General features: G+C 61.9%; 19 protein-coding genes (1 of these 19 cut by a window edge). 5 read left to right on the top strand and 14 right to left on the bottom strand.

The features are described 5' to 3' along the window. Window positions 1–725: the 5' portion of a phosphotransferase family protein gene (locus Q0367_RS15495; RefSeq protein WP_298983311.1), read on the bottom strand. Its footprint begins 349 nt before the window's first position; only the first 725 of its 1,074 coding nucleotides appear in the window; it begins with the start codon at window positions 723–725; the stop codon falls past the left edge of the window. Between the two features lie 225 nt (window positions 726–950). On the opposite strand from Q0367_RS15495, the gene Q0367_RS15500 reads away from it, so the two are divergent. Next, on the top strand, window positions 951–1,982 hold the full coding sequence (locus Q0367_RS15500) for a beta-ketoacyl-ACP synthase III (protein ID WP_298983314.1): 1,032 nt from the start codon (window positions 951–953) through the stop codon (window positions 1,980–1,982). On the opposite strand, the gene Q0367_RS15505 is transcribed toward Q0367_RS15500, so the two are convergent. Both Q0367_RS15505 and Q0367_RS15510 read right to left on the bottom strand, forming a co-directional pair. Further along, on the bottom strand, window positions 1,968–2,255 hold the full coding sequence (locus Q0367_RS15505) for a hypothetical protein (protein ID WP_298983316.1): 288 nt from the start codon (window positions 2,253–2,255) through the stop codon (window positions 1,968–1,970). The genes Q0367_RS15500 and Q0367_RS15505 overlap by 15 nt on opposite strands. Window positions 2,256–2,290: 35 nt before the next feature. After that, complete coding sequence (locus Q0367_RS15510) at window positions 2,291–2,776, bottom strand: adenosine-specific kinase (protein ID WP_298983318.1); 486 nt, start codon at window positions 2,774–2,776, stop codon at window positions 2,291–2,293. 255 nt (window positions 2,777–3,031) lie between these two features. Between Q0367_RS15510 and Q0367_RS15515 the strand changes: the two genes are divergently transcribed. Then, window positions 3,032–4,510, top strand: coding sequence for a phosphoglucomutase/phosphomannomutase family protein (locus Q0367_RS15515; RefSeq protein WP_298983320.1), 1,479 nt, complete (start codon window positions 3,032–3,034; stop codon window positions 4,508–4,510). An 87-nt stretch (window positions 4,511–4,597) separates the two neighbouring features. Here Q0367_RS15515 and Q0367_RS15520 read toward each other — a convergent pair whose 3' ends face one another. The 3 genes from Q0367_RS15520 to Q0367_RS15530 are packed head-to-tail and all read right to left on the bottom strand — an operon-like array spanning window position 4,598 to window position 7,069. Beyond that, window positions 4,598–5,581 carry a deoxyhypusine synthase family protein gene (locus tag Q0367_RS15520; RefSeq protein WP_297638531.1) on the bottom strand — a complete coding sequence of 328 codons (984 nt, stop codon included), beginning with the start codon at window positions 5,579–5,581 and terminating at the stop codon, window positions 4,598–4,600. Window positions 5,582–5,622: 41 nt separating this feature from the next. Continuing rightward, a complete protein-coding gene (gene speB, locus Q0367_RS15525; RefSeq protein WP_298983323.1) occupies window positions 5,623–6,510 on the bottom strand; it encodes an agmatinase in 888 nt (295 codons plus the stop codon). Window positions 6,511–6,523: 13 nt separating this feature from the next. Further along, the gene (locus tag Q0367_RS15530; RefSeq protein WP_298983325.1) at window positions 6,524–7,069 is read right to left on the bottom strand and encodes a pyruvoyl-dependent arginine decarboxylase; all 546 of its coding nucleotides are present in this window, start codon (window positions 7,067–7,069) and stop codon (window positions 6,524–6,526) included. A 310-nt stretch (window positions 7,070–7,379) separates the two neighbouring features. Here Q0367_RS15530 and pdeM point away from each other — a divergent pair, with 310 nt between their 5' ends. Both pdeM and Q0367_RS15540 read left to right on the top strand, forming a co-directional pair. After that, window positions 7,380–8,030, top strand: coding sequence for a ligase-associated DNA damage response endonuclease PdeM (gene pdeM, locus Q0367_RS15535; protein WP_298983327.1), 651 nt, complete (start codon window positions 7,380–7,382; stop codon window positions 8,028–8,030). A 146-nt stretch (window positions 8,031–8,176) separates the two neighbouring features. Continuing rightward, the gene (locus Q0367_RS15540) at window positions 8,177–10,774 is read left to right on the top strand and encodes an alpha/beta fold hydrolase (protein WP_298983329.1); all 2,598 of its coding nucleotides are present in this window, start codon (window positions 8,177–8,179) and stop codon (window positions 10,772–10,774) included. Between the two features lie 25 nt (window positions 10,775–10,799). On the opposite strand, the gene Q0367_RS15545 is transcribed toward Q0367_RS15540, so the two are convergent. The 4 genes from Q0367_RS15545 to Q0367_RS15560 form a co-directional block, all read right to left on the bottom strand. Beyond that, window positions 10,800–12,191 (bottom strand): S8 family serine peptidase, encoded by a 1,392-nt coding sequence (locus Q0367_RS15545; protein WP_298983332.1) that lies wholly within the window; start codon window positions 12,189–12,191, stop codon window positions 10,800–10,802. 237 nt (window positions 12,192–12,428) lie between these two features. Next, the gene (locus tag Q0367_RS15550) at window positions 12,429–15,203 is read right to left on the bottom strand and encodes a CHAT domain-containing protein (RefSeq protein WP_298983334.1); all 2,775 of its coding nucleotides are present in this window, start codon (window positions 15,201–15,203) and stop codon (window positions 12,429–12,431) included. A gap of 77 nt (window positions 15,204–15,280) precedes the next feature. After that, a complete protein-coding gene (locus Q0367_RS15555; RefSeq protein WP_298983336.1) occupies window positions 15,281–15,895 on the bottom strand; it encodes an anti-sigma factor in 615 nt (204 codons plus the stop codon). A 29-nt stretch (window positions 15,896–15,924) separates the two neighbouring features. Further along, window positions 15,925–16,599 carry an RNA polymerase sigma factor gene (locus Q0367_RS15560; RefSeq protein ID WP_298983339.1) on the bottom strand — a complete coding sequence of 225 codons (675 nt, stop codon included), beginning with the start codon at window positions 16,597–16,599 and terminating at the stop codon, window positions 15,925–15,927. 92 nt (window positions 16,600–16,691) lie between these two features. On the opposite strand from Q0367_RS15560, the gene arsN2 reads away from it, so the two are divergent. Beyond that, the gene (gene arsN2, locus Q0367_RS15565) at window positions 16,692–17,126 is read left to right on the top strand and encodes an arsenic resistance N-acetyltransferase ArsN2 (RefSeq protein ID WP_298983342.1); all 435 of its coding nucleotides are present in this window, start codon (window positions 16,692–16,694) and stop codon (window positions 17,124–17,126) included. Here arsN2 and Q0367_RS15570 read toward each other — a convergent pair. From Q0367_RS15570 to purD, 4 genes are all read right to left on the bottom strand, one after another. After that, window positions 17,121–18,260, bottom strand: a complete 1,140-nt coding sequence (locus Q0367_RS15570) for a Zn-dependent alcohol dehydrogenase (protein WP_298983345.1) — start codon at window positions 18,258–18,260, stop codon at window positions 17,121–17,123. The genes arsN2 and Q0367_RS15570 overlap by 6 nt on opposite strands. Window positions 18,261–18,266: 6 nt before the next feature. After that, window positions 18,267–18,962 carry a phosphoribosylglycinamide formyltransferase gene (gene purN, locus Q0367_RS15575; RefSeq protein ID WP_298983348.1) on the bottom strand — a complete coding sequence of 232 codons (696 nt, stop codon included), beginning with the start codon at window positions 18,960–18,962 and terminating at the stop codon, window positions 18,267–18,269. Between the two features lie 15 nt (window positions 18,963–18,977). Further along, window positions 18,978–19,994: a phosphoribosylformylglycinamidine cyclo-ligase gene (gene purM, locus Q0367_RS15580; protein WP_297638506.1), complete on the bottom strand. Its 1,017-nt coding sequence runs from the start codon at window positions 19,992–19,994 to the stop codon at window positions 18,978–18,980. Between the two features lie 87 nt (window positions 19,995–20,081). Beyond that, on the bottom strand, window positions 20,082–21,416 hold the full coding sequence (gene purD / locus Q0367_RS15585) for a phosphoribosylamine--glycine ligase (protein ID WP_298983353.1): 1,335 nt from the start codon (window positions 21,414–21,416) through the stop codon (window positions 20,082–20,084). Between the last annotated feature and the right edge of the window lie 132 nt (window positions 21,417–21,548).

Consider the following 21,548-nt stretch of genomic DNA (forward strand, 5'->3'; position numbering starts at 1 on the left):
TCGCCGATCGTGCACATCTCCCAGTCCAGAACGGCGATGATCTCCGTCAAGTTGGCAGGATTGAGCATCAAGTTGTCGAATTTATAGTCGTTGTGGATCAAGGCTGCGCTGCGTTCCGCAGGCATGTGCGCATGCAGCCATGCGATCAACGTTTCGAGCGCAGGAACTTCGTCGGTCTGCGCCGCGCGATAGCGCTTTGTCCAACCCTCGATCTGGCGGCGAACATATCCCTCCGGCTTGCCGAGGTCGCCCAGACCGGCGGCGGCGTAGTCGATGGCGTGCAACGCCGCAAGATTTTCAATGGCGGCGACGCCGATGGCGCGCAACGCCTCCCCAGAGAGCTGTTGCAGAAGAGGAGAATGACTGCGCAAAATCACGCCGTGGAGCCGTTCCATCACATAGAAGGGCGCGCCGATGACGGATTCGTCTTCGCAGTAGAGCAGGGGACGAGGAACTTTGCGATACACCGGATAGAGTCGAGAGAGAACGCGGTGTTCGCGGCCCATGTCGTGGGCGCTCTTGATGGCGGCGCCGAAGGGAGGGCGGCGCAACACCAGCTCTCGATCGCCAAGCCGAAGGAGGTAGGTCAAGTTGGAGAAGCCGCCCGGAAATTGCTCGACGACCAGAGGGCCTTGCGCTTCGGGCAAGTGCGCCAGCAGATAACGCTCCAACGCTGCAACATCCAATTCTTCGCCCCGCCGGACCGGCGCCGATGGATCGATCATCTTTTCCTCACTTCGACAAAGTTCTGCGCACCCTTGTCCCTACCCGCTCCAAGGCAAAGAAAAACATCGGAGCTTGCGTTCCTTCGCGTCTTGGAGTCTTGGTGGTCAAATTTTTTTCAAACACATCGGCTGAAAAGATGGATAAAAACACCGGTTTGTAGTATCGTAGCAAAAATTTGAATCATTGACCACTAAAATGACCATCCATCCGAAACGAGGGAAGCGATGAGCAGATTGTACGGCGCCATCACCGGATGGGGAGCCTACGCCCCGCCCCACATTGTCACCAATCATGATCTGGAGGCCACGCTTGACACGTCCGACGAATGGATCGTGCAGCGCACCGGCATTCGCCAGCGTCATATCGCCGGCGCCGACGAGACGACCTCCACGATGGCGATCAAGGCGAGCCTGGCGGCCCTCTCCTGCGCCAACACACCCGCCAGCGAGCTGGACCTGATCCTGGTGGCCACCTCTTCGCCCGATTACTTCACCCCGCCGGCGTCGAGTCTCGTGCAGGCGGCGCTCACCCCACGCCCGATTCCGGCGATGACGATTGTGACCGGTTGCACGGGCTTCGTGTATGCACTGGTTGCAGCCTATCAGTTCATCCAGGCGGGAGTGTATCGCAACATCCTGGTGGTGGGCGTCGAGCTGCTCAGTCGCTTTCTGGACTGGCGCGACCGTTCGACGTGCGTCCTGTTCGGCGACGCAGCGGGGGCCGTCGTCGTGCAGGCGACCGAAGAGCCGTGTGGTTTGCTTGGCTACGACCTGGGGTCGGATGGAGCCAATCACCAGCACATCATCATGCCGTCGGGTGGTTCGGCGCGGCCCTTCGGCCCGGATGTGCTGGAGGAGCGCAGTCATTATATTCGCATGAACGGACGCGAGGTCTTCAAATTCGCCACGCGCATCTTCACCCCGGCGAGTGAACGGGCGCTGCGCATGGCGGGCAAAAGCATCGGCGACATCGACTGGGTGATTCCCCATCAGGCCAATCTGCGCATCATCCAGGCTGCTGCGAAGGAAATGGGCGTCCCGCTGGAGCGATTCATCATCAACATCGACCGCTACGCCAACACGTCGGCGGCGTCGATCCCGCTGGCGCTGGCCGAAAATCTGGCGAACGGTCGCATCCGACCTACAGACACCCTGCTGCTGGTCTCCTTCGGCGCGGGGCTCACCTGGGCTGCGGCGGTGGTGCAGATGCAGCCGCACTCCCACCGTCTGGCGGAGCAGGCTTCACGACGCGCCTGACCGCTTCTCAACGAGCCTGGACGCCTGCGCCAATGCTGCGATCACGCGGCGAATTTCGTTCAGCGTTTCGAGGTCCGGCTCTGCGATCTGTCCGGGCACACCGCGCTCCAGAAACTGCGCCGGCGTCTGATCCACCTCGCTGTCGTCCCAGTCGCAGAGACAGCCGGCATTGGCGAACCAGCGCAGTTTGTGCGTCTCCTCATCCACCGAGAGGCCGTAGACTTCGCCGTCGGCGCCCCACATCCACGCCAGCGCTTTCGTCCTTTCGGGCATCCTTCTCTCCTTTTACGCCCCAGTTTACATCTCGGTCACAGCTTATAGCCAAACCGGCGCAACAGCGCCTTGCGCGCGGCGATCTCCTCCTCCCCCTCGACGCCTTTGCTTTTGACGCCGTCGATCACGCCGAGGATGCCGCGCCCCTGCTCCGTCTCCGCCACGACGACCTCGGTCGGATTCGCCGTTGCGCAAAAGATGCGGCAGACCTCCGGCACGGCCTGCACCGCTTTCAACACATTGACCGGATAAAAGCCCGCCGCCAGGAAAATGATAAAGCTGTGGCCGCACGCTAACGCGAGCGCATTTTTCCTGGCCAGCTCAATCATGGCCTCGTCCGTGCCCGACCAGCGCACGAGCGCAGGCCCCGATGCTTCGCAGAAGGCCAGGCCAAACTTGATGCCCGGCACGGCGGTCACCAGCGCCTCGTGTATATCCTCGACCGTTTTGATGAAGTGACTCTGGCCGAGGATGAAGTTGATCTCCTCCGGCTTTTCGATGCGCACCGTGGTGAGTTGCATAGCACTTCTCCGTTTTACGCTCAACTCGAAACCGCTCCGAGATCAGTATAGCACAGCCAGCCAGGGCTTGAAACACCCTGGCGAACAGAGACGATCGCTTTCGTGAAGGGCGACAAAACAGGCGCAAGCGCCGCAGCACGCGCCCGCTGAATTCATTCGGCGCCTCCCGCCCCATGGTATAATTGCGTCCGTTGGCAATGAGACGCCTTTCATGGAACAGCGCAAGGCCTGAGGTGTACGGGAAGAGAGAAAATTATGTCGATTCATTTCGGGACAGATGGTTGGCGCGCCGTCATCAGCGAAGAATTCACCTTTGAAAATGTTCGCAAGGTGGCCCAGGCGATCGCCGAAAAGACGCTGGCGGATGTTGCGTTGCGCGGGCAGGCGAACGGCGCCGCACCGCAGCAGCCGCCATCGCTGGTGGTGGGCTTCGACACGCGCTTTCTGAGCGATCGCTACGCCATGGCGGTCGCCGAAGTGCTCGCCGCCAACGGCATTCACGTCTGGTTGACGCATGGGGATTCGCCCACGCCGGTCACTAGCTTCGCCATCGTCGACAAACAGGCCGACGGCGGCGTCATGATCACGGCCAGCCACAACCCGCCTCGCTACAACGGCATCAAGCTCAAGGCGGCCTTTGGCGGCTCCGCCAGCCCTGCGGATTGCAAGGAAGTGGAGCGGCGCATCGTTGCAGCGAACGGCGCGGCGCCGAAGCGCATGGAGTTTGAGGAGGCGGTCGACGCCGGCCTCATCACGCGCTTCGATCCCTTCCCTGCATACGCTGCGCATGTGCGCACTTTGATCGACTTTGAAAAAATCGCAGCCGCCAATCTCTCCGTGGCGGTCGACGCCATGTACGGCGCCGGTCGGCTTTATCTGGCGCGGCTCTTGCGCGAGGCGGGCTGCCAGGTGCGCGAGCTGCGCAACGAGATGAACCCCGGTTTCAACGGCATCCATCCCGAGCCGATTGCGCGCCACCTGGAGCCGCTGATCGAAGTGATGCGCAGCGGCGACTATCATCTGGGCCTGGCGACCGACGGCGACGCCGACCGCATCGGCGCCGTCGATGTCACCGGTCAGTTCGTCGATCCTCATTGCATCATGGCGCTGGCGACGGAGCATCTGGTGCGCCATCGCAACCTGCGCGGGAGCATCGTCAAGACCGTGAGCACGACGCAGATGCTCAACCGTCTGGCGGCGCGTTACCATTTGCCGGTGCACGAGACGCCGGTCGGTTTTAATCACATCACCGAGCACATGCTGCACGAGCCGGTGCTCATCGGCGGCGAAGAGAGCGGCGGCATCAGCATCCAGGGGCACATTCCGGAGGGAGACGGGCTGCTGATGGGGCTTTTGCTGACGGAAATTGTCGCCGTGGAGCGCAAGTCGCTCGGAGAACTGCTCCACGAGCTGATGGCGTCTGAAGACGTCGGCGTGTTTCGCTATGGTCGCATCGACCAGCCGGTGCGGCCTTTCAAAAAGGCCGACCTTGTCACGCGGCTGATGGCGAACGCGCCGGATTGCCTGGCCGGCGAACGCATTGCTCACGTCAGCGACCGCGACGGCGTGAAATTCACCCTGGCGGACGAGAGCTGGCTGCTGATTCGCCCCAGCGGCACCGAGCCGGTGTTGCGCGTCTACGCCGAAGCCCGCACCGATGCGCAGGTGAAGGCGTTATTGAAGGAAGGCGTTGCGTTGGCGGAGAGACAGATCGCGGCGCTGGCGGCGGTGTAGCGCTCGACAAAAACCATTTCTTTTGCAGGCGCAGCGAAGCGCTGCGCCTGCGTGCTTCACTTCCCGCCGCATCAGGGAATGCGGAGTCTACTCTTCGCCCAGGACATAGGCGAAGATCAACGGTGCGACGATGGTGGCGTCGCTTTCGATAATGTACTTGGGCGTGGTGATGTCGAGCTTTTCCCAGGTGATCTTCTCGTTTGGCACCGCGCCGGAGTACGAACCGTAGCTCGTCGTCGAGTCGCTGATCTGGCAGAAATAGGCCCAGAGCGGCACATCGTGGCGCTGAAGGTCCTGGCGCAGCATCGGCACAACGCAGATGGGGAAATCGCCGGCGATGCCGCCGCCGATCTGGAAAAAGCCGATCGGCGTCTGCGCCGCCGTCTGCGTGTACCACTCCGCCAGCACCATCATGTATTCGATGCCGGTGCGCACCGTGTGGACATTCTTGATGTCGCCGGCGATGCAGTGCGCTGCATAGATGTTGCCCGTCGTCGAGTCCTCCCAGCCGGGCACGAAAATCGGCAGGTTCTTCTCGCAGGCCGCCATCAGCCAGGAATCCTTGGGATCGATCTGATAGTACTTCTCCAGCTTGCCGCTGCGCAAAATGCGATAGAGAAATTCATGCGGGAAGTAGCGCTCTCCGGCGCGGTCGGCGGTCGTCCATTCCTCCAGGATGGCGGCCTCGATGCGGCGGATCGCCTCTTCTTCCGGGATGCAGGTGTCCGTCACGCGGTTCAGGTGGCGTGAAAGAAGTTCGTGTTCATCCTCCGGCGTCAGGTCCCGATAGTTCGGAATACGCACGTAATGATCGTGCGCCACCAGGTTGTAGACGTCCTCTTCCAGATTGGCGCCTGTGCACGAAATAGCGTGCACTTTGTCCTGGCGAATCATCTCCGCCAACGAGAGGCCCAGTTCGGCTGTGCTCATGGCGCCGGCCATCGCCACCAGCATTTTGCCGCCGCTGTTGATGAAGCGGGCATAGCCTTCCGCTGCGTCGACGAGCGCAGCTGCGTTGAAGTGGCGAAAGTGTTGTTTGATGAAAGCGCGAACTTCTTTGGCGTATTGCATTGTTTGTCTCCTCATTGAACTCATGCAAGCGGCGGATTCCGTTAAGCTGTGCGCATCATTGTGTAAGAGATTGCCTTGTAAATGAGTTTTGCGACGGCGAAATCCGCCATGTGCAGACCCGGCGACGGCGCCAGCTCGACGCAATCTATGCCGATGACTTCTGCGTGCTCGTTGAGCGTGCGCAAAATCTCCAATGTCTCGCGCCACGTCAGACCATCCGGCTCCGGCGTACCCGTGGCAGGAACGATCGAAGGGTCCAGGCCATCGACGTCGATGGTCAGAAAGACGCGTCGACCGCGCACTCGTTCGATGAACTCTTCGCGCCAGCGTCCTTCATGAATCGCTTCTGCGTACCAGACCCGCACCCGATCGGGGTGGCTGCGGGTAAACGCAACTTCTTCCGTGCAGACTGAACGGATGCCAAGCTGCAGCGCCTGTTCAACCTGGGGTGATTCAAGCAGCCGACGCGCAATGCACGCATGGCTGTAGGGCGTGTCTTCATACCGATCGCGCAGATCGCTGTGCGCATCGATCTGAACGATGGTGAGCGGCCCGCCCAGGGCGTCGAGCAGGCCGCGGCCTACGCCGACGCTGACGGTGTGCTCTCCTCCCAGCGCCACAAGAAATTTGCCGGTGCGCGCCGCCTCGGCTACGGCAGCGCGAATGGTCGCCACCGCAGCTTCCGGTTCGTTCGGCAGCTCGAGCGCAGGCAAGGTGTGCACGCCGTAGCGCAATGCAGGCTCGTCGTCGTACTCGCGATCGTACAGTTCAACCTGCTGCGAGGCCGTCAGGATCGCCTGCGGCCCTCCCCCTGTGCCGTGGCCGTAGCTGACGGTCGCCTCGAACGGAATCGGCAACACCAGCACGCCTGCGCGCGCAAAGTCGCTGTATTCGGCTTCCAGCCCCAAAAAATTATCCGGCGTCGTCATCGGTCGCCTGCGCTCAAATCAAAATCGCTGCGCTGATGACCGTCGTCCAGACGCCGCCAGGCGCAGCCGTAGTCGCCATGGTGATGCTCGTGCTGTCGACGATCTCGCCGCCCATCATGTACTGCTCTTTGCGCTCGTTGTAGTCCTTGTTAGCGTCGAAGTTGATGCCCAGCGTGGTCGCCAACATCGTAGCGGCCAGGTCTTCTGCATAGTCGCCCGCTTCCTTTTCCGTCTGGCCGTAGCTGTGATGCTCGGAGAGATAGCCGTATTTGTCATGGTCTGCCGGCCGCGCCACGCCGATGGAAGCGGCAATGCGCCGCCCCGGCTCGTTGCTGGACATCTCGGCGATGACCGAGAAGACGATCTCTCCGGGCTGCAACAACTTTAACCCTTCCTCCTTCGAGACGATTTGACAGTGAGGAGGAAAAATCGAAGAAACTCGCACCAGATTGAACTGGGCGATGCCGGCGTCGCGCAGCGCCAACTCGAAGCTGGTCAGTTTTTCTTTGTGGATGCCCACCCCGCGCGTCAGAAACAGTTTACGTGGAATAAGTCGCATGTCGAACCCCCTCCATCCAACTGGAATCAAACAAAAAATCGCGGCCAGGCCAAAACCGCGCACCAAATGCGTATAGTACGATCATTGACGGCGCGCGTCAAATGAAAGGCGATCGTTTCGTGTAAATTCAACGTTAACAAGGCGCTGCGCGCTGGAAAAGCAGGCATGTTATACTGAAAAAGGTGAATTCATCACAGGCGGCTGTGAACAAATGGACGAGTTGGTAAATCAAGAGTTGGTAAATCAAGAGTTGGTAAATCAAGAGCCTCCAGGCAAAACTGCTGAAATCGCCCATCGCCAGGTTGAATTGATGGGAGAACGCGTGCTGTTGCTGGCCACCCGCGCGCTGTATTGGCCTTCCGGGGCGACGCTCTTTATCGCCGATCCGCATTTCGGCAAGACCGACAGTTTCCAGGCCGCCGGCGTTCCGCTTCCGAACGGCGCCACCGGAGACGATCTGCGCCGGCTCTCGGCGAGCATCCACGCCACGGGAGCGCGGCGGCTGGTCATTTTGGGCGATTTTTTCCACACCCGGGCCAGCCAAAGTCCGGCCACGCTGGATGCGTTAACCGCCTGGCGTCAAGAACATCTCGGCTTAGAGGTGCTGCTGGTTCCCGGCAATCACGACCGGCACGCCGGCGCGCCTCCGGCCGGTCTCGACATTGCCTGCGCCCCGGAGCCGTTGCTGTTGGCGCCGTTCGCTTGTTATCATCATCCGCCTGCAGACGCCTCGACGACGTACGCGCTGGCCGGACATATCCACCCGACCGCGACCCTGCGCGATATCGACGGCAGCCGTCATCGCTTCCCGTGTTTTCACATCGGCGCCAGGGCCGCCGTCCTCCCCGCCTTCGCCGCCTTCGCCGGCGGTCAGACGATCCGTCCTGCGCCAGGCGATCGCATTTTCATCGTTTCCGGCAATTCCATCCACGAAACGCCCATAACGTCGCGCCTCTTTTGATCGCCCCTCTTTCGGGCAGCTTCGGAGCTTCCTGGAAAGAGGCGTCTGCTGCGTAGCCTTTGTCGTTCAATTGGCGTTTGCGCAGTTTTCTGCGAAGATACCGGTGTGTTTGGGCGACGCTTTGCCGATGGATGAGGAGTAGTCCCGTGGTGAGAACCTTCCACAGGTTTGGTTGCAGGCTGCGAGGTCTGCGTTGTCTGGCCATTGCGATTTTGCTTTTCACGAGCACCGTTGCGCTCATCCCGCTTGAAATTCAGGCGCAACCCTCAGCGACATCTTTTGCCAACGTCTATAAAGGATGGACAACGACCTCCGACGGCGCAACGATCGACAGCACGCTGTATCTCAATGTAGATGGCAGTGCGTTGCTGGTCGATGATCCGCTGGTGACAGGCGGCGCGGCGGCCTACACCGGGCAATGGACTGCAGCGGAGAACGGCGTCCTGTTGACTCTCGTCGCCGATCTCAACGGGCCGCTCCCTCAACCTGTCACCCTCCTTCTGGATGCATCGGCAGGTCAGCCGCTGATCACACAGCCGGACGAGAACGTCCTGGATGGCCGCAGTCGACGTTATTATTCCATCGCATATCTGCTCGAAAATCGTGCGTCGCCGCCTTTCAATGCTGATTTTGCCATGGCTGCAATCAGAAACAGCGGGCTTGCCGGCGCATACAAGGCGTTCATTCCCGGCGGCGCCAGCGGACGCCTTGATCTTTCGCTTGTGCTCTTCCCAGATTTTCGCGCCCTGCTCAAACGCGATGGATTGGATGGGCGCCCTGCTTCTCTGACCTATGGCGCCTGGCAAGACATCAACGGCCAGCCCCTGGTGGTGCTGACCGAGCGCGATGGCGTGGCGCTGCAGACGCCGGCCGAGATCGCCTTCAGCGTGGAGAACGGCGCGTTGCGCGGTCAGAGCACCGACAGCGCTGCTGTCCGCGACCTGGTCGGCGTTCCTTTCTTTCGCGTCGAGGGGCTGGCGAACGCGGTCACCGTGTTGGTTCCTCCGACAGAGGTGACGTCAACCGAAGAAGGAACGGCGCCGGCTGTTGAGGAGCCTTCTGCAACGCCATTCAACCCAGCACCTGCGCCGCTCCCGACGGAGGTCCTGGCCGAATATGAACCGCTGTTTGAAGAAACTCCCTGCCCGGAGGAGCTGCAGCGCGATGCAACCGTCGTTTGCGGCTTCCTGCTAGTTCCCGAAAACCGCAGCCGGGCGGATAGCCGGTCGATCCGCATTTTTGTCGTAAAGTTGATGGCTCTGAACGAAGAGGCGCCCGACCCGCTTGTCGTGATTGCAGGCGCGCCTGGCGATGATCCCGATGCGTCGCTCGCGTGGTTCGCCGAAGCGCCTGTGCGCAGGGCGCGCAGCATTTTCATTCTCCATCCTCGTGGGGAGGGGCGCTCCGAGCCGTCGCTGGCCTGTCCGGAATCTTTCGACGGCGACGACGTCCAGATCAAGCTGCAAGCGCTGGCCGACTGCTACAACCGCCTGTTGCAGGAAGGCGTCGATCTGACCGGCTACGCGCTCGACCAGCGCGCCTTCGACGTGATCGACCTGGCGCGGGCGCTGCAGCTGGAGCAGATCAACCTGCTGGGCAACGATCTCGGCGCAGCCGTGGCGCAACTGGTCTTGGAGCGCCGGCCTGGGTTGGTGCGCAGCCTCATTCTCGAAAGCCCGCTGCCCTTGGGCGTCAACCGCACGCTGGAAAGCCCCTTCGGCGCCTACGATGCGCTGCGCCGGGTCTTCGCCGACTGTCGTCGCGAGCCGGCCTGCGACGCCGCCTATCCCGACCTGGAGACGCGCTTTTTAGAAGTCGTCGCACGCTACAACCAGAACCCAGCATCGGTTGGTTTTAACGGCGACGCTGCGGCGCGCTCGATCTTCGCCAAACTTCAGCAAGGAGGCGCCGAGATTCCGGCGCTGATCGACGCGCTGCAGCGAGAAGACCTGGACGCCGCCTGTCGGCTCGCCCCCCTGCTCGACGGCTGTCCATCGCCGGCCGCCGTGGACGAAACGGAGAGCGCCATCGACGCTGCACAGCCGATCACTGCTTCCGAACATCTGCTGTTCCTCCCTGCGATGCAGGCAGGCTCGCCGACAGCGCAAAGCTGGCGCGACTTTTTCACCGATCCGGGCGCCGGCGAAGGCGCCGAAGCGGAGTTGCTCAACTGGATTCAAGAGCGACTAGGGTTCGAGACGCGTGAGGAGCTCTTCGCCTTCCTGGACGACCTTCAGGTGCAGAACTTCTTCGCGCTGTTGCACGCCCTGGGCGTCTCGATCTCGTCGCCGCATGCAGAACGCCACGGCGCAGCGTTGAACATCCTGTGCGCTGAAGATGTCCCCCGCTTCAGCCTCGACGACGTGGAGCGCATCCGCAGGCGACTTCCCCCCGCAGTGGCGCCGTTGCTGACCGCCTCTGCAGAGGAGGCGCTGCTGATCTGCCCCCTGTGGTTGACCCCGCCGGCCGCCATCGGCGATCGCGTCGTGCAGGTGAGCGATGCGCCTGCGCTGATCATGGCAGGCGCTTACGACCCGGTGACGCCGGCGCGCTGGGCGCAGCGCAGCGCCGGCGATTTCACTCAGCCCTTTGTGCGCATCTTCGCCGGCCAAGGCCACAATTTGTTGCAGGAACCGACGGGCTGCGCCCAGCAGATGCTGGCGACCTTCGTTGAACGTCCTACGCAAGCGCCCATTCTGTCGTGCTTCCTGCGCTTGCGTCCGACGTTCTCGCTGCCAGACTAAAGACTGCTGGTCAGAAGCGACGCAATCACCGCACGATCGCAGGAAGATAACACCGGAGCGAAAGATGAGGCGGCGCAACATTGTTGTCGCCGTCGCCGCCCGGATCCTCTTCGGGCGGCGACGGCCGTTGCGTGGGCGGCAGCCCTAAAGCAGCGGCTGCATCGATGCGCGGCGGCTCCCCTGAAGGGCCAGACGCCGTCACCCGGATGCGCTTGGCGACCTGATGCGGAGTCCAGTTTGGGTGCGCCGCGCGCACAAGCGCCGCCTGACCGGCGACCAGAGGCGCAGCCATCGACGTGCCGCTCCATACACCGTACGCAGCGCCAGGCACGCTGCTGAGAATCCGGTCGCCAGGCGCCGCCACGTGCACCCAGGGCCCATGGTTTGAGAAACTTGCCAGTGCGTCGGCCTCGGTGTTGGCGGCTACGGCCAGCAGCCCTGGCTGCGCTTCTGCGGCAGGATATTCGGGACGGATGGAAGCGCGATTGCCTGCAGCTGCAATCACGACAGCCCCACGACCTCGCCCCGCCAGGCAGTCGTCATCATTGTCGTCGTCATCATCGTCGTCATCATCGTCGCTGCAGATGATATCTTCCAGAATTTCATCAAGCAGATCCGTGCGACGCAGGGTGCTGAGGCTCAGGTTGATGATATGCGCCCCGTCCGCCGTGTTGAGATCGCCGTCGGGATTGACTGCGTAGGCGAGCGCTTCGGCCAGCACCCATACGTTGCCGACGCCGTTACGGTCGAGCACGCGCACCGGCAGGATCTGCGCCTCCGGCGCAGCAAGCGCCACCAGACCGGCGACATGGGTGCCATGTCCGTACAGCAAGTCCTCACCGGCGACGCCCACCTCGCTCGGATCGTCATCCATATCGACGAAATCCCACCCTGGCAGTAGACGATCTGCCAACAGAGGATGAGTGCGGTCCACACCCGTGTCCAGCACCGCTACGATGACGCCCGCCCCTTGTGTTATGGTGTGAGCGGCAGGCAAGCCGATGAAAGCGCCTGCCCATTGCCCGGCGTACTCGTCGCTGCTTCCGCCGCGCGCCCAGGACACGCGTTGCTGCCCCTCCGGCGCCTGATGAATGTAATTCGGCTCTGCGTAGAGCACCCGTCCATCTTGCCGAAGCGCTTCCGCCTTTCGGGGCGGAGGCGCGCCATCCAAAATACGCAACCGATAGATCGGACGTGCACCAAACTGCCCCAGAGGCGTAGGGTCAAGGTCGTAGTCTATAGCTACGCCTGGAAGGTCGCCGGGATGCACAAGCTTCACCACCACTTCTCCTGGGACATACTCCTCATCGTCCTCATCGTCATCCTCAAACGCAAAGACCTGAATGCCGCCGCCGAGGGCCAGCAAAATCGTCAGCGTTAGACTGAGTAGACATCGCCAGAGGCGTCTCTTTTTCATAGCAACTCCCTTCTCATCACGGCGTGAGGTTCAGATCTTCTCCTCGCACACGGTTCTTTCAGTCGCCATGTCACGCCGGAGGCCATCATCTACGCAGGCGAAGTCAGTTCGCCGCCACAGCCAGACGGTTCGGCCTATGAAAGCCCGTTCCTCTTCTACAGAGCGACGCGACATCCATTTGATACATTTGATACATTAGACATGTTCTGGCTTGATGAATGACTTTCCAAAGCAATTTCACCATCGGCCGATCAAGGTGAAAGGCGCCCAGAAAAATGGATGGGGATGCCGGGCCAGGAGAGCGCGCTGCGCCTGACGCAATGCGGCTGCAGGACGGAGACCAGAAAGCAGCGCCTGATAAAAGTGGGCCATCAATTCGGCGGTGGCGGCGTCATCCACCATCCACAGCGAAACCAAAAGCGAGGGAGCGCCGGCCAGGAGAAAACCGCGCGCCAGGCCGACCAGTTCATCGCCTGGCGCCAGAGCGCTCAGTCCGGTTTCGCATGCGCTGAGCGTCACCAGCGAACAATCCAGCTGAAGGGTGTACGCGTCGCGCACGAAGACCCAACCATCGGCCAGATGTAAAGCAGAGAAGAAAGGATTGTCGTTGCGAAAGCGACCGTGACAGGCAATATGGAGGAGGTCCGCCGCAGGCGACTGCGCCTGAAGCTGCATCCAGGTGGCCTGGTCATCAAGCAGCACAGTGCTGTGCGCAAAAAGCGGTGCAAGGGCGGCCACCTCGTCCGCCACGCGCGGAGCGTACTCGTCAGGCTTCCCGACAAGCAACGCCCGCTGAGGGGGACGAACCGATTTTTTCAGGCAGTGATGCAACAAGGCGGCGCTTGGCGCCACTACGACTTCTCGGGTCTCGACGATGTAGCGTTCGCCATCATGAAGGGCGTGGAATGGAATATAGTGCAACGTCTGATAGGGTGCAATCGCCAGGCGACGATTGCCGAGAAGCGACGTCAGCGGGGCAAGGAGCAACCCGTACAGTTGACGCAAAAGGCGCTGCGTGCGCTCCACAAGCGCCGGCATATGTCGCCGCAGAGGGCCGCCGTTCCCTCGGATCGCGCCGAGCTGAAAGCGCAACTTTTGCAAAAGGTCGACGACGTCACCCAGTCCTCCTTCCAGTTCGATGGTCGCAAGCTCATTGTCGGTGACGACAAAAGCCACCAACTCATCGTCGATGGCGAAATATTCGACCAGGGCCGTCTCTTCACCCAGTTCTTTGCGAAGGGCTGCCAGGTCAAAGCTGAACGATGAATCGACGGGGCGAACGTTGCGCTGATGGAGCTGGCGCAACAACGCCTGGATGCTCACCTCGCGATGGCGCGCCTCTCGGTTCAACAGTTCCAGGGTGAGTCCGCGCTCGTGGTGTGCGTCATCTGGGCGGTTGATCTGAGTGTAGAACCAGTTCAGTTCCCTGCGCAGTTGTTCGATCTGGGCCATCAGCTCAGCCTCAAATGCATCGCGAGGCGTAAACATCGATGGAGCGGAGTGCAGCAGATCGAGCAGCGCCTGGGCGCGGCTGCGTTCGATATAGGTCAATGCCTCTTTCAGGCGCTCCGGCGAGCCATCGACGAGGCAAAGGCGCACCATTTCGACATAGGGGGTCAGCTTGTCGCCGAGGAAGCCCATGCGAAATTCCTCGGCGGGCAGCGGCGCGCGCATTGACTCAATCAGTTCAATCGCTCGACGGAAATAGTTTTCCGCCTGTGCAACGTTCTTTTCGGCGAGAGCCGCCAATCCAAGCTCGGTGAGACAGCGCTGAACCGTCTGGAGCGCCAGATTCTGTTCGGCGTCCTTTTGGGTGGCCGTCAGGATCCAACGCGCCTCCGCCAACCTATTCTGCCGTCGGGCGATCAGCCCCCGCAGCCATCCGGTCACCAGACGCCATCCTTCTGCGCGAGCTTCTGCAAAAACAGGTTCAACTTGTCTCAGGAGGGCATCGGCAGTCTCCAGATCGTCTCCCCAAATATGAAGCTGCGCCTCTGTGAGAAGGGTGATGGCTACGCCGACGGGCATCTGCAACGTTTCATAGAGGGCGCGCGCGCGTTTCAACAACTCGTGCGCCTGTTGCATGCGTCCCAGCAGGATGGCGGCGCGAGCGTGATAGGCGCAGGCGCGCGCTTCTTCCACGGGCATGCTCAGTTCGGCGAAAATAGATGCAACGCGCGCGTAGATGTCCGCAGCCTCGTGCGCCAGATTGAGCTCAAGATAGGCGTCGGCCAGCTCCTGCTCTGCGATGGCAAGCTCATGGGGCATGTCCAGTTGCATGTAGCGCCGACGGGAACGTTCCAGGTAATCGAGCGCCTGAGCGAATTGTCCCTGGTACAGCGCCAGACATCCCAGGTTGCACTCGATTTCTGCGAGCGTCATCTCGGAATGGGTTCTCTGTGCATGGCGCAAAGCGTCGGCGTAGAGAGCTTCCGCTTCGGCGAAGCGGTGTTGGGAGGTCAGCGTCGTCGCCAGGCAATTCTCGATCTGGGCAAGCTGTCGCAGATCGCCCACCTGCTCGATGTATGTTTTGGCCAGCCGGTAATGTTCTTCGGCGTCCAGGTAGCGATGGCGAATGAATTCGACGTTGCCGAGATTTTGTGCGATCTTGGCCACCGTCGCCAAATCGCCGCCGGCTTGCGCGGAGATCAGCGCCGCTCGCCCCACCTCAATCGCTTCGTCGAGCCGACCTTGCATCGCCAGCGCAATCAACCGGCCAACTTGAACGGACGCCGCCTTTGCACGGAGTCCGGCCTCGGCGAAATGTTCCTCCGCCTCAGAGAGCAACTCTACGGCGCGAGAGAGTTGTCCGGAGTCGAGCGCTGTAAGCCCGGAGACCCAAGCGGCAAGCCCCCTTACGCCAGCATGATCGACCAACTCGGCCAGCACACAGAGGAGATCGGCTGCAGCTTTGGCGCGGAAGGGATCGCTCTGATAACTTGCATCATAGATTTGCTTCAACGCTTCGGCCAGCAATTCGGCGGAGCCGCCCTCCCGCAACCAGGTGTACAAACCTCGTTTGCGGTCTCCAGCCTCCTGTAGGAGGAGTTGCTCAGTCAGTATTCCAATATTCATTCACGTTCGCCGATTCACCCACTCTCGCCGACCACGAGATCTTCAACCACTAGCTCGACGGCGCCCAAACGCACGATCAGCGTGTAACGTCCTGATTGCACGCCGACGAATCTAAAGAACAGGTCGTCACTCAGGCTGGCGTGCAAAGTCAACTCCCCGCCGACGAGCGTCGCCACGCCGGCGACCTCCGCCTTCTCGACGCCGAGCACCTGACCGCTGACTGTCCAGGCGGTTGCATCGGGGGCGATGCGAAGATCGATGTCAAACCCATCGGCGTTGTAGATTTGCTGCAGCTCCGCCACGCTTTGAGAGCGCAGACCAAACGCCGGCGCCAACGTTCGGCTCTCAAAGCTGAGCGTCGCCACCCAGCGCTGGAGCAGGCCAGGAGTTGGCTCAGAAGCTCGCCGCTGGAAGAGCTTGACGGCGCGCGTGATCAATTCGGGCGGGGCGTCGACGCCGGCATCGCTGCGCATCACCGCCGTCATCCGCTCGATGCGGGCCGCCTGCTTGCGACAACGGGCGCAGGCGTTCAGATGGCTCTGGATTGCCGCCTGCTGTTCTGCAGAAAGTCGACCTTCCACCCAGTCCACTAATTGTTCATACGAGAGATGAAAAAAGCCTGGCCGCACAAAACGCCCTTTCTTTGTAAGCGTCCAGCCTACAGATGCTGTACGATTGCCCAACTATTCAGACAGAGCGCAATGAACCCGACAAAATACATGAAGAATCCGCTGTCTTTCAACAGGCGCTCCAATTTTTTCAGGCAGCGCGCTCGGGTCGGCCCGATGCTGCCCACCGGCGCGCCGATCTGAGCGCTAATTTCCTCATACGTCGCCGGTTCGGAGGAGTAGAAGAGCAGCGTCAGCAGTTGCCGGCATCGCTCGTCGAGTTTCGCCAGCGCAGTGCGCACAATGTGCTGTTCCTCCAGTTCCGCCACCATTTCGTCGGGTAAAGGCGCGGGATCGACCAGAGAAGGAGAAGACTCCTCCGTTGCTTCCTCTTGCGTTTCGTGGACCAGAGGTTGAATACGCGCTGTGCGTTGCAACGCGCGTTGCGTTTCGCGTCGCGCTGTGGTCACCAACCACGCCCGCACCCGCTCCGGTTGGCTGATGCGGTCGAGGTGCTCCACCAGCAGTGCAAACGTGCGCTGGAAGACGTCGGCGCAGCCTTCATCATCCAGGCCGGCGCGGCGAGGAATGGCGTAAATCAGGCGTTGAAAACGATAAACCAGCGCCTCCCATGCTGCAGCGTCGCCGCGACGACAAGCGTCCACCAGAGCAGCGTCGTCGGCGTCGACGAAGAGTGTTTGGGTAGAGTCTTTTGGAGTGACCATAGAGCTAGACATTGCTGTATCTTACACAAAGCTTTAGAATTTTTGAAGCAGGCCGAGAAGGGGTTGAATTGCAGGGATGGAGGGAGAGCATTATGAACCATCTGTTGTTTCGCACCGCCATTGCGTCGGACTGGCCGGCGGTTGCGATGTTGCTTCAGCGCTACGACCTACCGCTTGAAGGCGCCCAGGCGCACTTAGAGAATTTTATCGTCGCTGTCAACGGGAAAGGTGAGTTGGAGGGCGTCGCCGGGCTGGAGCGCTACGGGGAAGTGGGGCTGTTGCGTTCGGTGGCGGTCGCAGAGCGACGGCGCGGGGTCGGCGCCGCACTGGTGGAGCGTATTCTCGAGCTGGCTCGCTCGCTGGGGATGCAGCAAGTGGTGCTGCTCACCACGACGGCGGCCGATTACTTCCCGCGCTTCGGCTTTCAGCGCATTGAGCGCAGCGAAGCGCCCGCGGCTGTGCACGCCTCCGCCGAATTTCAAGGGGCCTGCCCGGCCTCCGCCACGGTGATGTTGTTGCAACTATGAACGCGCGCGCCGATCGATCCTGGCCTCATTTTCATCGAAGAGGATCACGCTGCGAATGGCCTGGCCGGTGAGCATTTGGGCGTAAGCGTCATTGATTTGCTCTAGCCGGTAGACGTCTGTGATCAGGCTGTCCAGGTCGAGCAAGCCCTCCAGATAGAGGGAGGCCAGAAACGGGAAATCCCTCCGCGGATTGGAGCTGCCGTAGTAGGAGCCTTTCACCGTCTTCTCTTCGCGGGTGAGCACGGCGCCGGGCAAATTGGTGTTGCTGCCCATCGGCGCCAGCCCGGCGAGCACGATCATGCCGCCCGGCCGCGCCGCCTGGAGACACATCTCCTGCACCGCAGGCGATCCCACCGCCTCGAACACATAGTCCGCCCCTCGTCCGTCGGTCAGGCGACGAATTTGGGCAAGGGTTTCTCCATCGGCGTGCACAAAATGGGTGGCGCCCAGGCGCAGCGCCATGGCTGCTTTGGCCGGTTCTCGATCCACGACGATGATGCGCGCAGCGCCGGCCAGCTTTGCCCCCAACACCATGCTCATGCCGACGCCGCCTGCGCCGAAGATCGCTGCACTGCTTCCCGGTTGCACGTGGGCCGTATTCAGCACTGCGCCGACGCCCGTTGTCACCGCGCAGCCGATCAAGGCGGCCACCGTCGCCGGCACGCGCGGGTCGATGGGGACGCAGCTCGGCTCCGGCGCCACGACGTATTCGCTGAAACAGCCTAATCCGCAGTAATGATAGACAGGCTGACCCTGCAAGGAGTAACGCGGCTCGCCGTCAAATAAGACGCCCGCCCAGATCGGCTCCAAGTAGCGTTCGCAAAGGGCCGGGCTGTCATGTAGACAATAGAAACATTCGCCGCACGCGGGCGCCCAGTTGAGGCTGACGAAGTCTCCCACTTTGAGCCGCGTCACGCCCGGCCCCACCGCAATCACCTCGCCGGCGCCCTCATGACCAAGCGCCGCCGGCAGTGGATGCTGCGTGGCGCCACTGACCAGATGCCAGTCGCTGTGGCAGACGCCGGCGGCGCGCATGCGCACGAGCACTTCCCCGCTGCGCGGCTCGGCGAGATCGAGCGTCTCAATGGCGATCGGCTGTCCAACTGCATGCAGCACGGCTGTCCTGGTTTGCATAGGCATTCACCCTTTTCTTGAGCGTCTGCGCCCGCTCTTTGCGCCGCCCCTGTCCTGATCGGCGTTCTCTTCGCCGTCCTCTTCATCGTCCACGACTTCTTCCTCGTCGCCCACGATCAGGCGCTGCAACGACTGCACAAGCAGGCGATGCTCGGCCTGATGCATGCGATTGGTGAGCGTCTCCAGCGTATCGGTGCGGTAGATGGGCACTTCGGCCACGCCGATCACCGGGCCGGCGTCCACGGCTTCATCCGGCACCAGGTGCACCATGCAGCCCGTCTGTTTGATCTCCCCGCGTTGAAAGGCGGCGAAAGCGTCTGCGATGGCGTGCGCTCCTGGGAACTGACCGGGCAGGGCCGGATGCAAGTTGACGACGCGATAGGGAAAGCGGTCGAGAAACGCCTTGCTCAGGATGTGCATCCATCCCGCCAGCACAACCCAGTCCGGCTTGTACTCCGCCACGAGCTGAGCCAGATCGGCGTCGTATTCTGTGCGCGGGCGCCCGGCGTCGGTGTAAGGCTTGAGTGGGAAGTAGCGGCTGGGGATGCCGGCCTTTTCGGCGCGCACCAGGCCAAAGGCGTTTTTGCGGTTGGAAACGACCACGACGATCTCGGCGTCCAACGTCCCCATGCGAATGGCGTCGATGATCGCCTGCAAATTGCTCCCATTGCCGGAGATCAGCACGGCGAGTCTGGCGGTCATGTGGCTCCTCGCTGTTTAGAAGATTAATTTCACGGCCACTTCATCCTGACGTTCGACCAGCCGGCCGATGACGACGGCGTCGGGCAGCAGGTCCAGGATCGGCTCGGCGACGCCGGCGGGCGTGACCAGCACCATGCCGACGCCCATGTTGAAGACGCGATGCGCCTCGACGAGGTCAAGCTCGCCCCAGCGCAGCAGCAGCTCGAAGATGGGCGGTCGCTCCCAACTGCGCACAACAATGCGTGCGGCGAGGCGCTCGGGCAGAATGCGCGGGAGATTGTCCAACAGGCCGCCGCCGGTGATGTGCGCCATGCCCTTGATTTCAAAACCCGCGCGCTGGATGGCGTCGACGTGCGGCAAATAGCAGCGATGAGGCGCCAGCAGGGCGTCGACCAGCGTACGGCCGTCGGGCAAGAGGTCGGAGAGATCGCGTCCGGCGATGAGCTTGCGGATGAGTGAATAGCCGTTGGTGTGGGGGCCGCTGCTCGCCAGCCCGATCAGCGCATCGCCCGCCTCCATCGTCTCCGGTTTGGGGAGCAAGTTTTGGCGGCTGACGAGACCAACGATGGCGCCGGCCACATCCAGGGCGCCTTCTGCATAGACGCCCGGCATTTCGGCCGTTTCGCCGCCGATCAGGGCACAGCCTACGGCCCGACACGCTTCGGCGACGCCCGTCACCACCTCGGCGGCGGCGGCGGGGTCGAGTCGACTCGTCGCCAGGTAATCCAGGAAAAAGAGCGGCCGCGCGTTCTGCACCAAAATGTCGTTGACGCAATGGTTCACCAGGTCGTGGCCGATGGCGCGCCAACGTCCAAACTCCGCAGCCAGTTTAACTTTGGTGCCGACGCCGTCGATAGAGGCGACCAACGCCGGCTGCGGAGGGAGATGATCCAGCGCAAAGACGCCGCCGAAGCTGCCGACGTCGGCCAGGACGTTTGCCGTGAAGGTGCTGCGGATCGCTTCTTTCATGGCGGCCACCGCCGCCGCTCCGGCGTCAATATCCACGCCTGCTTCTTTGTAACGCTCACTCATGGGGATATACACAATCGATCTTTGTGTCTTGGCGTCTTCGTGGTGATTTTCTTTTATGCATTCAATGATGAATAGCGATAGGTTGACTCATTTCCGACCTGCGCCGGATCGCTTCGATGGGCTTTTCCCGGGTGTCGTTCGATCTGCCCGCGCAGGCGCATGGGCGACGCCGATGTCGCGACGATAGTGTGCGCCGACGAAATAGATGCGTTCGACGCCTGCGTAGGCGCGCTGCGCCGCCTGGGGCACAGTTGGCCCCGTCGCCGTGACCGCCAGCACGCGCCCGCCGGACGTAAACAATCGGCCATTCTGAAGCCTGGCGCCTGCCAGGTAGACGGTGCAGCCGAGCGCCTCCGCTTCCTCCACCCCAGAGATTTCCAGACCGGTGCGATAATTGTCTGGATAGCCTTCGGAAGCCATGACGACGGTCACGCAGGCTTCCGGACGCCAGCGCAGCTGCATTCGATCGAGTCGCCCGTCGATGCATGCCTGCAGCGCGTCGATCAGGTCGCTTTCGAGCAGCGGCAGCACCGCCTGCGTCTCCGGATCGCCGAGGCGGCAGTTGAATTCCAGCACGCGCGGCCCCCTGGCTGTGAGCATCAGGCCGGCGTAGAGCACACCTACATAGGGATGGCCTTCGGCGGCCATGCCCGCCAGGGTGGGTTGGATGACGGTGCGCTCAATCTCCTGAAGCAGCTCTGGCGTGACTCGCGGCGAGGGCGAAAACGCGCCCATGCCGCCCGTGTTGGGGCCGCGATCGTGGTCGAGCAGACGCTTGTGATCCTGCGCCGTAGGCAGCAGCGCGTAGCGCTGACCATCGCAGAAGGCGAGCACCGAAACCTCCGCGCCGTGGAGTCGCTCTTCGAGCAGAATCGTGGCGCCGGCGTCGCCGAACTTACGCTCGAGCAACATGCTGCGCGCGGCGGCGGCAGCGGCCTCCGGCGTGGAAGGGACGATCACCCCCTTGCCGGCGGCCAATCCGTCCGCCTTCACCACGGGCGGACGATCGAGCGTGCGCAAATAGCGCATCGCTTCATCGAAATCGTCGAAAATTGCGGCGCGAGCGGTCGGAATCTTCCAGCGCTGCATGAACTGCTTGGCGAAAGCTTTGGAGCCTTCCAACCGCGCCGCCGCTTGGGTAGGACCAAAGATGCGCAGGCCGGCGGCATGAAAGGCGTCCACCACGCCGGCGACGAGCGGGGCCTCCGGCCCGACGACGGCTAGATCGACGTGATGCTCCTGCGCAAAGCGCACCAATGCATCGATTTGGCCGGCGTCGATAGGAATGTTCTCGCATTTGGCCAATCGGGCTGTGCCGCCGTTGCCCGGCGCCACGTAGAGGCGCTCGAGCAGGGGAGATCGGGTCAGCTGATGGGCGATGGCGTGTTCGCGGCCGCCGCCGCCGATAAGAAGCACTTTCATCTGAACAGGCGCATTCCTTGTCAATTGCTAGATGAGAGTCTCAAAGATATGGTGCATCTTGCATGCCGTTTGCAACACACACCAACTTTCATTATCCCTTAATCTGAATGGAGACCCAAGTTTTGAAGCCGG

The sequence above is a fragment of the uncultured Caldilinea sp. genome, assembly GCF_937128415.1.
In the GTDB taxonomy this organism is placed as follows: Bacteria; Chloroflexota; Anaerolineae; order Caldilineales; family Caldilineaceae; genus Caldilinea.